The following is a 17,538-nucleotide window of genomic DNA, read 5'->3' on the forward strand; positions in this document are numbered from 1 at the left end:
ACGCCCCTGCCTACCGCTTCACCGAATCACGCACCAGAGCGTCAGCAGCAGCGCGGGCACCATCACCACGGTCCCGGTCTTCAGGAACTGCCAGAAGCCCACGGCCTCCCCTTCCCGCCGGATGGCCTGCAGCCAGAGGATGGTGGCGAGTGAGCCGGTGATGGACAGGTTGGGGCCCAGGTCCACGCCGACCAGCGTGGCATCCACGACGTGCTGCGTGGCCTCCGCCTGGGCCAGTGTGGCGCTGGCCAGGAGGCCGACGGGGAGATTGTTGGCCAGGTTGCCGCCGAGCCCGGTGGCCGCGCCAGCCGCCCACGCGGCGAGGGTGACGCTGCGCGAGGCCAGGTCCTGCAGGCCGTGCGCCAGCATCCCCACGACGCCGGTGGTGACCAGCACCTCCACCAGCACGAACAGGCCTGCCACCAGCGGCAGCACGCCCCAGGACACGCCAGCGATGGCGGCGCGCGGGCTTTCGCGTTTCCGCCATGACACGACCACGAGGGCGAGCACGCCCATGATCGCGGTAGGCAGGCCGAGGCTGCCGTCCCACGCGGACACGGCCATCAGCACCACGGCCGTGGCGGCGATGGCGGCCAGCGTGAGCTTGCCGTGGCCCGACAGGCGCGGCACGTCTACCTGGGTCTCGCACGATCCGCGCAGCTTGCCACGCTGGGTCAGGTACAGCGCGGCGAAGGTCACGCCGATGGATACCAGCGAAGCGAGGCCGAACCGTGCCAGCCACGCGCCGAGCGACGGCACATGGCCGGCGTACAGCACCAGGTTGGCGGGGTTGGAGATCGGCAGCACGAAGCTGGCCGCATTGGCGATGAAGGCGCAGATGAAGAGCAGCGGTAGCGGCTCGGCCTTGGCCCGCCGCGCAATGGCGAACACCGCGGGCGTGAGTACGACCGCCGTCGCATCGTTGGACAGGAACGTGGTGGTGACGATGCCGGTGAGGTACACCAGCACGAACAGCCGGGTGGACGACCCGTGTGCGTGGTTGACCGCGACGGCGGCCATCCAGTCGAACAGGCCCTCGCGCCGGCCCAGTTCGGACAGGAGCATCATCCCGGTCAGGAACAGATAGACGTCCATGCCCTTCATGACGGCCGAGGCGGCAGCCCCGGCCGGCAGGCAACCCAGCACCACCACGGCCACGGCGCCGCCGACGGCCCAGATCGCTTCGGGCCACTTGAACGGACGGCCGACGACGCCCGCAGTAGCCGCGCCGACGATCCCCCAGGCAAGCCACGGCGCGCTCATGCCGCACCCCCTGCGTTAGCGAGGCGAGGATCGCGCGTAACGCTGCCGGGATGACCGCATGCCTCATGTAGTGCATGACGGTTGAGGAACCACAGGGCGAGCGAGCCCACGGAGATGCCGCCCAGGACCAGGAACGCGCCCCGGTAGCCGATGGACTGGGCCATCATGCCGCCGAGCAGCGGGCTGAGCGCCGCGCCAACGCCTTGCATGGTCATGACGGCGCCCTGGGCCACGTTGACACGCCCGGTGCCTTGCATCAGCCGCGCGATGAGCGCGGGCACGGCGACGCTTTGCAGGCCGGCGCCGATGCCATCCAGTATCTGCACCGGGTACACGCCCCAGTGGCCGATGAACAGCGCAGCCACGAGACCACGTACCGGCAGCGCCAGGAAGGTGATGAGGATCACCCACCAGTAGCCGGTGGAACGGATCATCCGCATGGCCACGAGCGACGCCACCACCATCACCAGCTGGGCGACGATGATGGTCAATGCCGTGAAGGCGCTGGGATCGGCCTGGTGACCGGCGACCACGGCCATGCCATACAGCGGCAGCATCGCCGCGTTGCCGAGGTGGAACAAGGCGAGCGACGCGGAGAGTAGCAGCAATGGCCGGCAGGTCAGCAGGATGGAAAATCCCGAGGGTGCAGCGTCATCGTCGGCGTCGGTTTCCAGGCCGCGCGCGGCGCGGTGATCGATGGCCTTGGCGGGGATGAGCAGCACCGCGGCGATCGACAGCGCGGCGAAGACACCGGCCACGACGAACACACCGCCGAACCCGAACTTCCAGCCGACATAGCCCGACAAGGAAGCACCGATCACGTTACCTGCGTGGTTGGCCACCTGGTTACGCCCGAACTGCCGGTCGAAGCCACGTGCACGCGCCATGCCCAGCGTGATGCCGGCAATGGCGGGACCGATCAGCGCACCGGCGATCGCCGTCGCGACCTGCGAGATCGCCACGGTGGCGAACGAATGGGTGAACCACACGATGCACGACGCAAGCACCGTGCACAGGGCGGATACGACCACGGCCATGCGCTTCGCGCGCGTGGCGTCGATGACCGCGCCTGCGGGCGCCGTCACCAGCAGGCCAGCCACGCCGCCCATGGTCATCACGCTGCCGATGGCACCCGTGGTCCAGCCCAGCGACTGCAGGAAGACGCCGAGGAAGGGGCCGATGCCCGCTTGTACGTCGGCGATGAAGAAGTTGAGCGCCTCCAGAGGACGCTGCCCGGGCATGTGAGCGGCCGGCGCGCGATCCACGGCGCTCACCAGTGCCGCCCGTTCTTGTTGGGGCCCAGCTGGCTGCCCAGGATGCCGTGCGCGGGCCACGCCTCCACGGCATGCGCGTCGCTGCCCAAGGCCGCGTCCTGCCGCTCCCGCCGGGTCGCTTCCGCGGCCGTGAGCGCCTGAATGGTGTCGTCGCCCACGGCGCCGTGGCGATCGGTCGCCACGACGGTGATATCCGCCTCTGTTTCGACGGCAGACCCCTGCACATGAGCCTCCCAGACGCACGGCTCGCCCGCCACGGGCGACATGGCGACCGTCGGGCCACCCGGCAAGCTCGCCGTCACCGAGCGGATGTCCTCCCCGAACACCTTGGCGCGGATGCGCATCGCGCCGGAGGCCGCCACGACCTGGCGCGAGGCCGGGTCGGTCACCAGCCGGCCATCCGCCGGCTGCGTGATCATGACGAAGGGCCGCGGATCGCGCAGACGACAGAAGCGCCAGCTGACCACGCCCTCGTCGACATTGACCACCGTGTAGCCGGGGGCGCCGTCGTCCTCCTCGATCTGCCCGGTGGAACGCGTGGCGCCGTACAGCACCGCACCGTCGTTGAGCAACTCGTTGTAGTGGGTGTGCCCGGTGTCGACGAACGCCACGCCCGCCTCGGCGAACAGGCGAGCGACCGCTTCGCCACCCTCGGCAAGATCGCCAGGATAGGCATGCATGAAGACCAGCGGCGCAGCGCCGCTGGCCTTTGCCTGCGTCAGCTCATTCGCCAGCCACGCATGCTGGGCGTCGCCAAGCCGGAAATCAGGGCCTCCCGCTCCCGCCGACACCACATCCAGGAACAGGCAGGCGCGCCCGTTGATCGCGACGCGGCGCGGCAAGGGGTCGGCATCCAGGCCCTCATGGAACGCGACCAGGTCGCCATCCTCGAAATCGTGGTCGCCAGGGATGGCGTGGAGCGGAAGCGGCATGCCCTCGAGCACGGCGCGGATACGCGCGTATTGCTCGGCCGTGGCATGGTTCGCGTTGTCACCGGGGAGAAAGGCGAAATCGACGCCATGCCGCATGCGCGCATTGATGTCGTCCACGACGGCGGAAAGGTGGGACAGGCTTTCGTAGCCGTCTTCGTCGGATGCATGCAGGTCACCTACATGGATCCAGGTCAGCATTCGCATGAACTTGCTCCGTTTCGACGCGGTGGGGATCCGCTACGAAACCGGTTGCAGCAAGCGTGCCATGCGGCAGATGCCCCGTGCCTGCGCGGCACCGGGGGAAACGAGAGGCACCGGTGTCCCCTGTGGGGACGGGGCGGTGTCCTGTAAACGGACACCGGAATTTGCGAGGGGCGCCCGTCCTCGCGCCGTCAGGTTAGTGAGGGCAGTTTCACCTGGCAGGGTCGCGAGCAAAGCCGCGCGGGCGACACACTGCACCTGCGTCTTGGTCATGGTCGCCCTGCCGCACCAGGCTCCCTCCCTCCCCCCCAGAGTGCCTGGCGCGACAGGTTTTTTATGCCTTGTTCGCGTCCATCGTCACCGAGTCCAGATGCTCCACGGACTCAATGTCGTTGAGCCAGACCAGTCCGTCCCAACCAGGCTGCTGCGGGTCCTCCAGCTTCACCGTGCCGTCGATGCCCTCGTTGCCCTGGGCATCGCGAAACGTCTGCACGGTCGGCGGCACGGCGACGATGCCCAACACGGTACTGCCGTCCCGAAGATGCAGGCGCACCTTCGCGTTGAAGGCCAGCGTTCGCACGAGGGCCTTGATCCGGCCCACCTCACCCGCATCAGTGACACCGTTTCTTTCGTTGGTGCTCAGGTTCATTTCGGTTCGCTCCGCGCCGACAGGGTCGGACATATCCAGCGTGCAGCATCGGAGCCGAGGCGTTAAAACGCGTGAACGGTCCGTGCGGAGGCTTTCGACGACGCTGAACGCAGAGGCGCGTGGCCCGCGCCGACATCGTTAGGCAAATGCATGTCGATATGCGCCTGCTGTGGCGCGCCCGCCCACGCCGATAGCAACATGTGCCCACACTGCGGACGAACCGAGTGGACCGCCCCGGTGCGGGCGCGCTGAGACAGTAAAAAAAGACGCCCGGTCCACGGACCGGGCGAAATCGATCAGACCACATGACCGTGCAAAGGCCACACTCACCCTTGCTCGGCCGCCCTCTGGTTGCCCGCCCGCTCGGCCAGCATGGTCAGCTTCTCGTCGGTGGCCTTCTCCTCCTTGAGCGTGTCCTGCAGCAGACCCACCGTATCCTTGTAACCGAGTTGCTTGCCGATGGCGCAGAGCGTGCCGTACGACGCGATCTCATAATGCTCGACCTTCTGCGCCGCACCGATCAATGCCGCGTCGCGCAGCGGGCCTTCGACGATGCCGTCGATAATTTCCTTTGCCTCCTCCACCAGGCCTTCCATCGCTACGCACTTGACTCGCTTGAGGCGTATGCCAAGCGTCTCCACCACCTGGTCGATACGCTCTACCTGCCCCTGGGTTTCTTCCAGATGGGTCTCGAACGCCTGCCTGAGTTCAGGCGCGGTGGCGGCGCGGGCAAGCCGGGGCAGCGCGCGGGTCAGCTGCTTCTCGGCACTGTAGATGTCCGAAAGCTCGTGGATGAACAGGTCGTCGATAGACTTGATAGCCATGGGTTCCTCTCTTCGGGGTGGGGGTGAAGCGGTCAAGCGCTCACAGGCATGGGCCGACACACCGGGCCGCCCGGGACATAGCCTTCGATCGTGGTCCAGCCCTCGACCCCGTCCTCGATCTTCAGGCGAACCGGACGGTTCTTCTGTCGACCGATGCACCCGGCCAGGTACAGCGCATGGCGGAAGCATTCGTCCTGGGAGGAGAACGCGCCCATGCGATGGGAGCCGTGGAACACCTCCCAGGCGAACGCGCGATTGGGCTGCGCCAGGGGGAGATAGAGGGTTTCGCAATGATTGGGAGAGATAGTCATACCGGTCCCTAACCAAAATGCATGCCATGCCACATAGTCACTGATAATCAATTAGTTACACCCGCCCCTTAACAGGGTTCCAGGAAGAAATTGCCGATGGTCGGAAAAAGATTCAGGGGCTGTCGCATCGAGGCTCAGTCCGCTTCGACGCGCATCAGCACGCCGTGGCGCGGAAGCGTCGGAATCCGCCAGGTAGGTATGGGCGCATCCGGATCGGGCAACGTCACGCGAGACGCGTGTCGCCATGTACGCAACAGCGTCGCCAGCAGCGCGACGGTGGCACCCTCGCCCGCGCACCGGTGACCCTGGCGCAGCGGCCCGAAACCTTGCGCGACCATGCAGGTGTTCGGCTGACGCAGGAAACGATCCGCCCGAAAGCGGCCGGGATCATCATGGATACGGGGATCGTGGTTGGTGCCATACAGATCCAACAGCAGCCATTCGTCCCTGTCGAAGCTCATCCCGCGCCATGTGAACGGTCGCGCCACGCGTCCGCCCGCAGCGGGGAAAAAGGGATAGAAGCGCCGTACCTCCTCGATGAACGAGTGCAGCACGATGTCGCTCGCATTCACCACGTCGGCGAGGCGCGTCACGCAGCCATTGCTCCGTCCGTCGGCGGCGGATCAGACCTTCGATCGCATGGCCCAGCACGTTGCCGGCGCCATCGATCATGGTCGACAGTTCACGTGTCCGCTGCCGACGTTGTGAGTCCACGGTGCCCCCTACCCAGGCCAGCACGGCTTCTGTCAGCGCGGCCTCCACCTCGGTGTGAAAGCGGATGTAGTCGCCAGTGCGCCACGTTTCCATGCGACGGGTAAATGCCGCTCCGACGCGCGTACACAGGTCGAACCGCGGAGGTAAACCCTTCACATCCCTGGGTCGTAAGAATTAAGTAACTTTACGTGAGTAACATGCCGGCGTGCACAGATACCTGTGCCGAACTCAACGGGGAATCGCATGGCTCATCAGTGTTCCGATCCGGGGCGACGCCGCTCCGCCCGCTGGCCCTGGGCCGGCACCATCCTGTCGTTTGCCATCGGGCAGGCGATGGCGCAGTCCACGCCGCCGACGACCGCCCCGTCCACGGCCAGCACGTCGCTCGACGCCGTAACGGTCACGGGCAAAGCGTTGTCGCTGCAGAAAGCGGTGGCGGAAAAACGTGCTCTGCCGGTCATCTCCGACGGCATCTCTTCCGACGAGATCGGCTCCATCCCGGACTTCGGCCTGGGTGAGGCGGTGCAGCGTATCCCCGGTGTGGCCATGACCATCAATAACGGGCGTGGCGAGGCCCAGTTCCTCAACCTGCGTGGCCTCAACCCTGACTACAACACCGTCACGGTCGATGATATCGCCCTGCCCTCCACGGAGACGACGACGCGCAACGTATCGCTGGATGTCCTGCCCTCTTCGCTGGCGCAGCAGGTCAGCATCTACAAGTCGGTCACAGCGGACCTCCCCGCCGATGCCATCGGTGGTGTGACCAACCTGCGCACACGCAGCGCGTTCGATGTGCCGGGCCTGTTCGCTTCCGCGCGCGCCAACCTGTCGCGCTGGGCCAACCAGCGCGTGGTAGGCAGCTCCAGGCCATCGGGCCAGGCCGAGGTCACGGTGAGCAACCGCTTCGGCCCGGACAAGCACCTCGGCTTCGTGCTGTCGTCCAGCTACTTCCGGCGCGATTCATCGTCGCTGGACACGGCCATGGACAGCAACGGCTACTACCCCTACAGCGGTGGCACGCAACGGCTGGCCTCCCTGCGCCAGAACGCGGCCGGCACCGGCTCGGTCCTGCGTCCATCCGATAACGTGGACGACCTGGTGGCAGTACCCGATCGACACCGCTGGCTCAGCTACGACAACGTCCGCACGCGCGAGTCGGTGTTCGGCAAGCTCGAGTGGGACAACCTGGAAAACGCCCGCGCGCACCTCACCGGCGGTTTCTTCCAGCACGAGAACGACGAACAGCGGCGCTCGCAATTCCTCTCGCGCGTCGGCCCGGCGACGCTGACCTCGCCAACCACCGGCAGCTTTGCGCGAGGCGCCGCGCAGGCCGACTTCGACCACTACGACCAGGTACGCCGCATCAAGTACGCGGAACTGGGCGGCACCTACGAGCCGGCCGAGCACAGCCAGCTCGACGTAACGGCCAACTATGCGGTGGGCAGTTACCGGCAGACCACGCAGGAGGATGTCTTCACCAGCGCGTCATCACCCAGTCTGGGCTTCGGCTACGGCGCGACACCCGGCGACACGGGCCTGTTCACGCCGTTCAACACGGCGTACTTCATGAATCCCGCTAGCTACGCGCAAACCAGCTATCTCTCCCGCGACGAGCGCAGTCGTCTGGGCACCGGCACGCTCAAGGCCGATTTCACGCATAACCTTCAGGAGGACGCCAGCGGCTGGGGCTACAAGGCAGGCGCCCAATCGATTCGCCGCCAGCAGCGCTACGACCTTGACGAGGTCGGCTACGTACCGACGCGCCTCGTCTCACTGGGCACCATCGGCATCGAGGACACCCTGTACCGTCCCTATGATGGCGCCGGCCAGACCCTGCTGCTGATCGATCCAGCCAAGGCAACCGCCTATTTCCTCGCCCATCCGGGTAACTATGCGCTGGCATCGACCAACGCCCGTAACAGCGCCATCGGCGATTTCAACCTCGATGAGACCACGCAGAACGCGTATGGCATGGTCGGCTACCGCGGCGATGCGATCTCGGCCACGGCCGGTGTGCGCTATGAACATACCGGCCAGACCATTATCAACGCCGTGCCGCAGCCGGCGAACAGCCTGACCCGCACCGTGCGGCAGACCAGCGACAGCAGCTACGGCAAATGGCTGCCATCGGCCGTGTTCACCTACACCATCGATCCGACGCTGGTGCTGCGCGGCGGCGCCAGCAAGACACTGGCGCGTCCCTCGTATGCCGCGCTTGCGCAGAATGGCGTACCGACGGTGAGCCTGGCGGGCGGCACGATCTCGCAGACCCTTGCCAATCCGGCACTGGCGCCGCGTGAGTCGAGCAACTACGACCTGTCGCTGGAGTGGTACGCCACGCCGGACGCGATGCTGTCGCTCGCCGCGTTCGACAAGCACATCCGCAACGAGATCATCAACCTCTCCAGCACGCAGTCGCAGGTCGATCCCGCCGGACTGCCCGGCACCTACCTGGTCACCACCACCCAGGCGCAGAATGCAGCGAGTGCACGGGTCAAGGGCCTCGAGTTCAGTCTGGTCGACCTGCGCTTCGACTTCCTGCCCGGGCCGCTGCAGGCCCTGGGCGGCACCTTCAACGCCACGTTGCTGGACATGACCGGCCCGTCGATCACCATGAGCGACGGCAGCCAGCGGACACTGCCTGCCCTGACCGGCGCTGCCAAGGCGGTGTTCAATGCCTCGCTGCTGTACACGGCCGGCGCGTTCAATGCCCAGCTGAGCGCGAACCGAACCGGCAAGATGCCGATCAGCTTCGCTACCGACAATGCGGTCAACGACGTGTACTACGCACGCACGCTGACCTACGACGCCCAGGTGCGCTACGCCTTCACTCCGCACCTCAGCGCGCTCGTGCAGGGAAAGAACCTCACCAATGCACGACCGACGCGCCTGCTCGGGCCGGGGCAGGACCTGGTCAAGGAAGAACTCGACAACGGCCGTGCGTACTTCGTGGGCGTCAACTATGTCTTCTAAGCGTGTTTCGCCCGGCCGTGGCATGACCGCGCTGGCGCTTGCCGTATCAAACGCCGTGGCGTGCCTTACCGTCGCCGGCGTAGCCTTTGCCGGTACCGCCACGCCTGCGCCATTCGTCCCACTGCCCACACTGGCGACTGAAGGGTGCTGGGGCGCACAGCCCGACGACGTACGTGCCGCCATCGCCGAGTGCAGCCGCCGACACGTACCCTGGCTGGTGCTGTCCGTGCGTGCGAATGCGAACGGTGACGCCATGGCCGCCAGCACCTACGCCACGGCGCCCTGCGTGCAAGGCACAGCCTGCGTGCCGCTGGGCGAGGTGCTGGACCTTACGGGCGCACCGCGTTTCTTGCTCCAGGTATCGCCGGACCTGCTCGATACGGTGCAGCACGCCGTCGCCGGCCATGCATCCGTCGGCCGTGTCATCGTCCAGCCGATGATCGACCGGCCGGTGGGCGACGTGGCGCCGACGAAGGTACGACCGGGGCTGCTTTACTCGTGCCGGCAGGTGTCGTCGCCCCGGCCGATGATGGTGCATATCCTCGAGGTCGACCTCACCCGGCCCGGTCTGCATTTCGTTGTGACGCCCGGGCAACCGGGACACGATGGCGACGGCAAGCCGACCGAGTTCGTCGCCACGAAGACGACCGCCTTCGCGAAGAGCGAACACCTGGACGCCGCAGTCAATGCCACCTATTTCCTGCCGTTCGATGGCGGCCACCTGCTCGACAAGCCATACGTCGCGCAGGCCGGACAGCCGGTGACGGTGGATGGCGTGTCGATGTCGCAGGGTCATTTGGATTCCGGCTACGACAACACCGACGCGCGCTCGGACGGCTCGCTGTGCATCCACGGTGCCCGCCTGGTCATTGCCGCGAAGGCATGCCCCGCTGGAACCACCGAGGCGGTCGGTGCCGGCCCGATCCTGATGCTGGACGGCAAGGAGCGTCTGCTGGGAGGCCCACGCGTGGACTACTACAAGGACAACGAGCCACGCACGGCGATCGGTATCGACAAGGCCGCCAGACGCCTGTGGCTGGTGATCGTCGACGGTCGCCAGACCGGCTACAGCGAAGGCATGCCGTTGCAGGAAATGACCGCGCTGCTGCGCGACCTCGGGGCCAGCTCGGCCATGAACCTGGACGGGGGAGGTTCGTCGACGATGGTGCTGCGCCGGAACGGCGCGGCCGCGATCGTCAACAGTCCCATCCACACCGGCATTCCCGGTCGCGAGCGACCCGTGGGCAACCACCTCGGCCTGCGCTTCGATCCGCAGTGACATAATCGATGCGGCCAGCGCCGCCGAAACGAGGAACCCTGCCCACCCATGCCCGCTCCCACTCCCCTTGCCAGCCAGGTGGCGCCGCAGTTCCTGCGTGCGCCGGACTCCGCCGATACGGTTTCCCACAACGAGCGCGACCTGCTCGACCTCGTCCGCCACCATGGCACCACCACGCGGGCGGATCTCGGCCGGGCCACGGGACTCACGGCCCAGTCGATCAAGCGGCTGGTCGACGAACTGGTCGAGCGCGGCATGCTGTGCATGGGCGAAACCATCTCGGTAGGACGTGGCAAGCCGGCGGTGGCCATAACCCTCGACCCGGCGTTCGCCTATTCGGCCGGCGTATCGATCACCACCGACTCGATGTCGTTGTGCCTGATCGATTTCGCGGGGAACGTGCTGATCCGCCACGACGAGACGCTAGCCACGACCGGCCGGAAAGCACTGGTCAAACGCATCGACACCTTGCTGGGCCGGCTGGTGCGGCGCACGGGCGTGCCGGTCGAACGGGTATTGGGCGTGGGCGTGGGCACCACCGGCTTCTTCATCGGCGAGGGATCGCGGATGAACCCGCCCTCGGCGCTCGACGATATCGCGCTGATCGAACTGGACGTGTTGTTGTCGGAGGCTACCGGCTATCCGGTCTGGCTGGACAACGACGGCAGCGTGGCGGCCATCGGCGAAAGCCTTTACGGCGTCGGCCGTGATTATCGGGACTTCGCCTATTATTTCTTCGGCCACGGTTTCGGCGGCGGCATGATCCTCGATGGGCGCTGCTACCGCGGTCATCACGGCAACTCGGGTGAATTTGCCGGCATGCTGCCCGCGCTGGGGCACGAGCGCGCCGCCCTGGAAACCCTGCGAAGCATGCTGGTCGAGGACGGCCACGACCTGCCCACCGTGCAGGCCCTGATCGACGGCTACGACCCGGCGTGGCCCGGCATCGAACACTGGCTGGACCGCGTGGCGCCGGGCCTTTCCGCCGTGAGTTCGGCCGTGGTCGCCATCGCGGACCCCGCCGCCATCGTGCTCGGTGGACGTGCCCCGGCCGACCTGGCGGCACGGCTGGCCGCGCGCATCGTCATCGACAACGTGTCGCGCCGCGGCCATGGGCGCCCATTGCCGGCCGTGGTGCTGGCCGATGCCCCCCACGACCCCGTGGCGCTCGGTGCGGCCAGCCTGCCCTTCAAGGAATGTTTTTTCTGGTGAAACACTAGGGCCCTACCATGGACACCCTTCCGCACGACAAGTGGGGCTTCGGGTGAACCTGGAACGACAGCGGCTGATCCGTTACGGCGGCGCGCATGGCGGGAAAAGCCTTTTCTGGCACACGGCCGAACTGCTTTTCGGTTATGTACTGACCGAGGCATGGAAGATGCCGCCCCTGGATGCCGGGCGTGTCCTCGCGGTGAGCATGGCCTTGTCCGCCGTCCTGGACATCGTCGCCGCATGGCTCCTGACCCGACGGGGCCTTGGTGTGCCGCAGGCCGGCCAGGTCCAGGCATGGGCCACGCTCGCCTGCGGTGCCGCCTTCGTGGCGTTCGGCCTGTCGGGCCTGCTGCCGCCGGTCGCCCACGGGGCGCTGGCCGTCGCGGGCGTCGTCTGCTTTCGTATCGCCTATGTCTTCATCGACGTGCCGCAGAACGCGCTGCTGGCCATGCTGGCCGAAGACGATCGCGAACGCACCGCACTGGCCTCGACCCGCTACGTAGCTGGTGGCGTCGCGGCCATGCTGGTCACCGGGGTGCTTGCGCCACTGCTGGTCCACGAAAAAGCGTCGGCGGGCCTGATCTTCGCCGGTTTCACCATCGCCGTATCGCTGATCGCGACGCTGACCGCCGTCGTGCTGCGTCGGCACCTGGATGCGGGATCGCGCGATGTCGGCGACGCGACGCCTTTCGCAGCGCGACCGGCGACCTCGCCTACGCGCGATGGCATGCAACCTTCGCGCATGCTGCCGGCGATGTTCATCGTCTCGGCGGGAACCTCCCTGTTCGGCCGCCTCGAGGTCTATTTCGTCGCCTCGTCGGATCACGCGCACGTGGCCTACCTGCTGCTGGCCATCGCGGCCGGCACGGTCATCGCGCAACCGGCGTGGGTCTGGGTATCCCGCCGCACCACGCTGCCCGGCATGCTGCGCATCGCTGCCGGCGCCATGCTGGCGGCCGTCGTGGTCTTCCGTGGGGTCGCCGACCAAGGCGGCGACGTACTGCTGCTGGCCGGCTTCGTTTACGGCTCGGCGTGCGGCGGCGTGCTGCTGGGGTTATGGTCGCTGGCAGCGGGCATGGCGACCGAGCGATCGACCCGCTTCGCTCCGGCCACGACGATGGCGTGGCTGACCTTCACCGCCAAGCTCGGCCTGGCGGCTTCCGCGCTGGCCAGCGGCTGGGTGCTGCATGGATCGGACTACCACGCCGCGAATAGTCACGGCGTCTTGCAGGCGATGACCGGCGCTGTCATTGTCGGCGCCCTCGCCTGCCTGACCGTGAACACACGCAGCCACGCGCTTGCGATCTAGACGGCCGCTAGCGCAATAAAAAACGATTTTTCGCAACTTCCCGACAACTCCCATCGGACACCCCATGACTCGCCACCGTCTCACCGGTATCCGTCGCGACGTCCCGCGGTATCTGGCCTCCCTGACCACCGCGTTGCTGGCGTGCGCCGCCGGCACCGTGCAGGCCCAGGCCGCGGCTACCTTTGTCCACCCGGGCGTCATGCACACCGCGAGCGACATCGCCCGGATCAAATCGCATCTTTCACAGGAACCATGGGCCAGCGGCTATGCGGCGTTGCACGCCGACAAGCTTTCGTCGCCGACCTATCGTGCACGGGGCGGCCATTGTCCACACGTGGTGCGCGACGTGCCGGCGAAAGCGATGTGCATGATCGAGTTCGACGACGATGCCAATGCGGCTTATCAGCAAGCGGTGATGTGGGTGCTCAGCGACGATCCGCGCTACGCCGCCAACGCCATGAACATCCTGAACGCGTGGTCCGGCAACCTGGTCTCGATCGAAGGAGCCGATGCGCCACTGGCGGCCGGCCTGGACGGTTTCAAGTTCGTCGCCGCCGCGGAACTGATTCGCCACAGCGACGCCCGCTGGGCGGACGCCGACGTCAAGGCGTCGGAAGACATGTTCCGCCGCGTCTTCTATCCGGTCATCGGCAACTTCGCCCCCTATGCCAACGGCAACTGGGATTCGAGTTGCATGAAGACCATGATGGCCATCGGCGTGTATACGAACGACTGGCCGATGTTCAACCGCGCGCTGGACTATTACTACAACGGACCGTCCAACGGATCGCTGACGCATTACGTCATCGACGCCAAGGGCGAGACCCAGGAGAGCGGGCGTGACCAGGCGCATACCCAGCTGGGCATCGGCAATCTCGCCGAGGTGGCCGAAGTGGCCTGGGCCCAGGGCTTCGACCTGTATGCCGCGCACGGGAACCGCCTGCTCGCCGGCTTCGAATACGTCGCGTCGTACAACCTCTTCCACGAGGTGATCTTCACCCCGATGGTGGATACCACCGGCAAATACCGCCACGACAGTATCTCGAACATCGACCGGGGCGACCTGCGTCCCGTGTACGAAATGGTAGCCAACCATTACCTCCACCGAAGCGACGTGGCCGCACCGTACACGCAGCAGGCCGCGCTCAAGCTTCGCCCGGAGGGGCGCACGCCCAATGCCGACAACAACGGATTCGGCACCTTGATGTTCTCCCAGGATCTCACGCGCAAGATGGCGCCGAGGGGTACGGGCGACGTGCCGCAGGGCTTTGCCGCCTGCGCCTCGGAGGGCGCGGTCTGCCACGTCGCCGAGGGAACGGGTCTGGTAGCGTATGGGGCCCGGGGAATGTGGCACTACCGCGAGGTGGGCGTCGGGCAGGCCGTCGACTGCTCCGCCGCGTCCTTCGGTCCGGCTCCCGCGACTGCCGGCGCCACATGCTCCGTGCAGCGCTGATCGACCCGCACCGTTACCGGAAGACCGCATGCGCATCGAGAACAAGGCGATAGGAATGGTCCTGGCGGCGGTGCTGATCGACACGATCGGCTTCGGCATCGTCATCCCGGTGTTCCCTGCCCTGCTCACGAGCCTCGGTCACACGGATATCGAGCACGCGACGCGACTCGCCGGCTACATGCTGGTCGCCTACGCGGGAGCGCAGTTCATCGCCGGTCCCATACTGGGAAACCTGTCGGACCGGTTCGGACGACGACCGGTGCTGATCGCCTCGATGCTGAGCTTCGGTATCGACTATGCGGTGATGGCGCTGGCGCCGAGCATCGCGTGGCTTTTCCTGGGGCGCGCGATCGCCGGCGCCGCGGGCGCGGTGTACGGTCCGGCAGGATCGGTGGTCGCGGACGTGATGCCGGCGGAAAAACGTGGCGGTGCTTTCGCGCTCATCGGCGCCATGTTCGGGCTGGGCTTCATCATCGGCCCGGCGATCGGGGGATTGCTCTCGGTATGGGGACCGCGCGCGCCCTTCTATGCCGCCGCCGCGCTGGCATTGGTCAACGCGCTGGTCATGCTCGTGGCGATGCCGGAAACGCTGGCCCGCGAGCATCGCCGTCCTTTCCGCCTTCGCGACGCCCATGTCATCGGGGCGTTCAGGCCGCTCTTCCATGCGGGCCATGCGGCACCCCTGCTGGTGGCCGTCTTCCTCTGGCAACTGGCGCAGATGGTTTACCCGGCCACGTGGAGCTTCTGGGCGACGGCACGCTTCGGCTGGGATGCGACGGCCATCGGCTGGAGCCTGGCCTTCGTCGGCCTGACGGCCACCATCGTGCAAGGCGGGTTGACCGGGGCGGCGATCGCACGCTTCGGCGAGCGCAAGGCGGTACTGATCGGCGTGATAGCCGGCGGCCTGTCGTTCCTGGCGTTTTCCGTGGTCACGGCCAGCTGGCAGGTCTATGTCCTGTTTTGCACCAGCGCGCTGTCCGGACTGGCGATGGCCGCGATGCAGGCCATGCTGTCGGGCATGGTGGACGCGACAAGGCAAGGGCAACTCCAGGGTGGGCTGGGCGCGATGGGCAGCGTGACGGAGATCGTCGGCCCGTTGCTGTTGACGCAGGTGCTGGCCTGGGGGATCGATCACCGGTTTCCAGGCGTGTCGTTCCTCATCGCCGGCGTGCTCGCACTGGCCTGTGCCGTGATCGTGATGACGCGCGTGCGCGTTAATGCCATACCCCGGGAGCCCACACATGACACCGCTTGATCGCCGCCGCTTCATCACCACCGCGCTGCGGGCCCTGGCAATCGCGCCGCTGCTGCGTGTGGGTCCCGCCGTCGCGGACGACGATTTCCGTCCGTTGCGCACCGTGGCCGCGGAGCACGGGCTGTCGTTCGGCTTCGCGGTGGATCCTGCCCCGCTCGCGAACGACCCGGCCTACCAGGACATCGTGGCGAAACAAGCCGGCATCGTGGTCCCGGAAAACGCGTTGAAATGGGCCGAGGTACATCCCGCGCAGGACCGTTACGACTTCGCACCGGCCGACCGCATCGCCGCGTTCGCCGCCGCCCACCGTCAAGGCATGCGCGGCCACACGTTGTGCTGGCATCGCGCCTTGCCCGACTGGGTCGAGCGCAGCGTCACGCCCGCCAACGCGGAAAGCGTGTTGACGCAACACATCGCCGCCGTGGTCGGGCGCTACCGAGGCAGGATCGTGTCGTGGGATGTCGTCAACGAGGCGATCCAGGTGGATGACGGACAGCCCGGCGGTTTGCGCAACGCGTTCTGGTACCGGATGCTCGGTCCGGGCTACCTCGATGTGGCCTTCAGGGCCGCGCATCGCGCCGATCCCGACGCCGTGCTCTGCTACAACGATTACGGCCTGGAGAGCGACGCCCCGTCCGGCATGCGCAAGCGCGCCGCCGTGCTCACCCTGCTGCGGGAGATGAAGCGACGTGGCGTGCCTGTCCATGCATTGGGTATCCAGTCCCACCTGCGCGCCGTGGATGCGCAAAGCTTCGGCCCCGGCCTCGCCGCGTTCCTGCGACAGGTACGCGACCTGGGTCTTCGCGTCTACGTCACCGAACTGGACGTGGACGACAGCCACCTGACCGGCACCCTCACCGAACGCGATGCCATCGTGGCCGATACGTACAAGCGCTATCTCGACCTGGTGCTCGGCACCGGCACCGTGTCGGCCGTGCTGACCTGGGGCGTGTGGGACAGCGCGCACCGCACCGGCGCCACCCCGTCCACGGGCCCGGCGGCCCAAAGGCCGCTGGTGTTCGGGCCGCACGGACAGATCAAGCCGGCGAGCTGGGTCGTGGCGCATTGCCTTGCACGGCGAGCCACCTGACGGGAAGCAAAACCCTCATCCCCATTGCGCCATACCTATCACGGGCGTGGACGGTGCCGCCATGTCGCGCGTTTCCATGGGGCCGGCCCGCCAGGCGGCACGACCGGCCGTTATAGCGTGCGCGAAGGCGCCGGCCATGCCCACGGGATCGCCGGCTTTGGCCACGGCCGTGTTGAGCAGCACCGCGTCGTAACCCATCTCCATGGCGGCGGCCGCCTGCGACGGCAGCCCGATGCCGGCATCGACGATCAGGGGCACGCCGGGGTAGTAGCTGCGCAGGGTGCGCAGGGCGTAGGGATGGCTGAGCCCGCGCCCGCTGCCGATCGGCGCCGCCCACGGCATCAGCACGCGGCATCCGGCATCGAGAAGACGCTCGGCCACGCCCAGATCGTCGGTGGTATACGGGAAGACCTCGAAGCCTTCGGCGGCGAGGATGCGCGCGGCGTCCACGAGGCCGAAGACATCGGGGCGCAGCGTGTCGCTGTCGCCGATCACCTCCAGCTTGATCCACGGCGTGTCGAACAGTTCACGCGCCATGCGTGCCGTGGTAACCGCCTCCTTCACCGAATGGCAGCCTGCCGTGTTCGGCAGCACCCGGCAGCCGAGTTCGCGCACCAGTTGCCAGAACTGCTGCCCGCTCTGCGCGCTGGCCGATTCGCGGCGCAGCGACACCGTGACGATCTCGCTGCCGGCGGCACGCACGGCGTCGGCCAGGCACGCGGGCGACGGGTACTGGGCCGTGCCCAGCAGCAGCCGCGAATGGAAGTCCTGGCCGTAGAGGGTAAGGATATCCACG

Annotated in this window: 15 protein-coding genes; 7 read left to right on the forward strand and 8 right to left on the reverse strand. The window is 67.1% G+C overall.

Annotated elements, in window-relative coordinates:
- Window positions 1-18 precede the first annotated feature (18 nt).
- From FA89_RS15050 to FA89_RS15080, 7 genes are all read right to left on the reverse strand, one after another.
- The gene (locus FA89_RS15050; RefSeq protein ID WP_036141745.1) at window positions 19-1,263 is read right to left on the reverse strand and encodes an arsenic transporter; all 1,245 of its coding nucleotides are present in this window, start codon (window positions 1,261-1,263) and stop codon (window positions 19-21) included.
- A complete protein-coding gene (locus FA89_RS15055) occupies window positions 1,260-2,504 on the reverse strand; it encodes an MFS transporter (protein ID WP_036144509.1) in 1,245 nt (414 codons plus the stop codon). The genes FA89_RS15050 and FA89_RS15055 overlap by 4 nt, the downstream gene beginning before the upstream one ends.
- 29 nt (window positions 2,505-2,533) lie before the next feature.
- The gene (locus FA89_RS15060) at window positions 2,534-3,673 is read right to left on the reverse strand and encodes a metallophosphoesterase family protein (RefSeq protein ID WP_036141748.1); all 1,140 of its coding nucleotides are present in this window, start codon (window positions 3,671-3,673) and stop codon (window positions 2,534-2,536) included.
- 331 nt (window positions 3,674-4,004) lie between these two features.
- Window positions 4,005-4,319, reverse strand: a complete 315-nt coding sequence (locus tag FA89_RS15065) for a DUF3247 family protein (protein WP_036141751.1) — start codon at window positions 4,317-4,319, stop codon at window positions 4,005-4,007.
- A 326-nt stretch (window positions 4,320-4,645) separates the two neighbouring features.
- A complete protein-coding gene (locus tag FA89_RS15070) occupies window positions 4,646-5,143 on the reverse strand; it encodes a YciE/YciF ferroxidase family protein (protein ID WP_036141754.1) in 498 nt (165 codons plus the stop codon).
- A 32-nt stretch (window positions 5,144-5,175) separates the two neighbouring features.
- A complete protein-coding gene (locus FA89_RS15075; RefSeq protein WP_036141756.1) occupies window positions 5,176-5,454 on the reverse strand; it encodes a hypothetical protein in 279 nt (92 codons plus the stop codon).
- 134 nt (window positions 5,455-5,588) lie between these two features.
- Window positions 5,589-6,047, reverse strand: coding sequence for a cytochrome P450 (locus FA89_RS15080; protein ID WP_036141759.1), 459 nt, complete (start codon window positions 6,045-6,047; stop codon window positions 5,589-5,591).
- 364 nt (window positions 6,048-6,411) lie between these two features.
- Between FA89_RS15080 and FA89_RS15085 the strand changes: the two genes are divergently transcribed.
- The 7 genes from FA89_RS15085 (at window position 6,412) to FA89_RS15115 (ending at window position 16,742) form a co-directional block, all read left to right on the forward strand.
- Window positions 6,412-9,144 (forward strand): TonB-dependent receptor, encoded by a 2,733-nt coding sequence (locus FA89_RS15085; protein WP_051938838.1) that lies wholly within the window; start codon window positions 6,412-6,414, stop codon window positions 9,142-9,144.
- Entirely contained in the window at window positions 9,134-10,423 is a 1,290-nt protein-coding gene (locus FA89_RS15090; RefSeq protein ID WP_185754397.1) for a phosphodiester glycosidase family protein, read from the forward strand. The genes FA89_RS15085 and FA89_RS15090 overlap by 11 nt, the downstream gene beginning before the upstream one ends.
- A 48-nt stretch (window positions 10,424-10,471) precedes the next feature.
- Window positions 10,472-11,635 carry an ROK family transcriptional regulator gene (locus FA89_RS15095; RefSeq protein ID WP_240003913.1) on the forward strand — a complete coding sequence of 388 codons (1,164 nt, stop codon included), beginning with the start codon at window positions 10,472-10,474 and terminating at the stop codon, window positions 11,633-11,635.
- Window positions 11,636-11,687: 52 nt separating this feature from the next.
- Window positions 11,688-12,944, forward strand: coding sequence for an MFS transporter (locus FA89_RS15100; protein WP_036141762.1), 1,257 nt, complete (start codon window positions 11,688-11,690; stop codon window positions 12,942-12,944).
- A gap of 64 nt (window positions 12,945-13,008) precedes the next feature.
- Entirely contained in the window at window positions 13,009-14,397 is a 1,389-nt protein-coding gene (locus FA89_RS15105) for an alginate lyase family protein (protein WP_051938840.1), read from the forward strand.
- Window positions 14,398-14,425: 28 nt separating this feature from the next.
- Window positions 14,426-15,652 carry a tetracycline resistance MFS efflux pump gene (locus tag FA89_RS15110; RefSeq protein ID WP_036141764.1) on the forward strand — a complete coding sequence of 409 codons (1,227 nt, stop codon included), beginning with the start codon at window positions 14,426-14,428 and terminating at the stop codon, window positions 15,650-15,652.
- A complete protein-coding gene (locus FA89_RS15115; protein WP_036141767.1) occupies window positions 15,639-16,742 on the forward strand; it encodes an endo-1,4-beta-xylanase in 1,104 nt (367 codons plus the stop codon). Before FA89_RS15110 ends, FA89_RS15115 begins: the two co-directional genes overlap by 14 nt.
- A gap of 15 nt (window positions 16,743-16,757) precedes the next feature.
- Here the strand turns inward: FA89_RS15115 and FA89_RS15120 are convergent, their stop codons facing one another.
- Window positions 16,758-17,537, reverse strand: coding sequence for a thiazole synthase (locus tag FA89_RS15120; protein ID WP_221174316.1), 780 nt, complete (start codon window positions 17,535-17,537; stop codon window positions 16,758-16,760).
- Window position 17,538: the final 1 nt, after the last annotated feature.

It is taken from the genome of Luteibacter sp. 9135 (assembly GCF_000745005.1).
Classification (GTDB): Bacteria; Pseudomonadota; Gammaproteobacteria; order Xanthomonadales; family Rhodanobacteraceae; genus Luteibacter.

Excerpts from the sequence above, each read along its gene's own strand:
- FA89_RS15055 (WP_036144509.1), bottom strand. The coding sequence starts at position 2,504 with ATGCCCGGGCAGCGTCCTCTGGAGGCGCTCAACTTCTTCATCGCCGAC.
- FA89_RS15085 (WP_051938838.1), top strand. The coding sequence starts at position 6,412 with ATGGCTCATCAGTGTTCCGATCCGGGGCGACGCCGCTCCGCCCGCTGG.
- FA89_RS15070 (WP_036141754.1), bottom strand. The coding sequence starts at position 5,143 with ATGGCTATCAAGTCTATCGACGACCTGTTCATCCACGAGCTTTCGGAC.
- FA89_RS15115 (WP_036141767.1), top strand. The coding sequence starts at position 15,639 with ATGACACCGCTTGATCGCCGCCGCTTCATCACCACCGCGCTGCGGGCC.
- FA89_RS15065 (WP_036141751.1), bottom strand. The coding sequence starts at position 4,319 with ATGAACCTGAGCACCAACGAAAGAAACGGTGTCACTGATGCGGGTGAG.
- FA89_RS15050 (WP_036141745.1), bottom strand. The coding sequence starts at position 1,263 with ATGAGCGCGCCGTGGCTTGCCTGGGGGATCGTCGGCGCGGCTACTGCG.
- FA89_RS15090 (WP_185754397.1), top strand. The coding sequence starts at position 9,134 with ATGTCTTCTAAGCGTGTTTCGCCCGGCCGTGGCATGACCGCGCTGGCG.
- FA89_RS15110 (WP_036141764.1), top strand. The coding sequence starts at position 14,426 with ATGCGCATCGAGAACAAGGCGATAGGAATGGTCCTGGCGGCGGTGCTG.
- FA89_RS15095 (WP_240003913.1), top strand. The coding sequence starts at position 10,472 with ATGCCCGCTCCCACTCCCCTTGCCAGCCAGGTGGCGCCGCAGTTCCTG.
- FA89_RS15060 (WP_036141748.1), bottom strand. The coding sequence starts at position 3,673 with ATGCGAATGCTGACCTGGATCCATGTAGGTGACCTGCATGCATCCGAC.
- FA89_RS15075 (WP_036141756.1), bottom strand. The coding sequence starts at position 5,454 with ATGACTATCTCTCCCAATCATTGCGAAACCCTCTATCTCCCCCTGGCG.
- FA89_RS15105 (WP_051938840.1), top strand. The coding sequence starts at position 13,009 with ATGACTCGCCACCGTCTCACCGGTATCCGTCGCGACGTCCCGCGGTAT.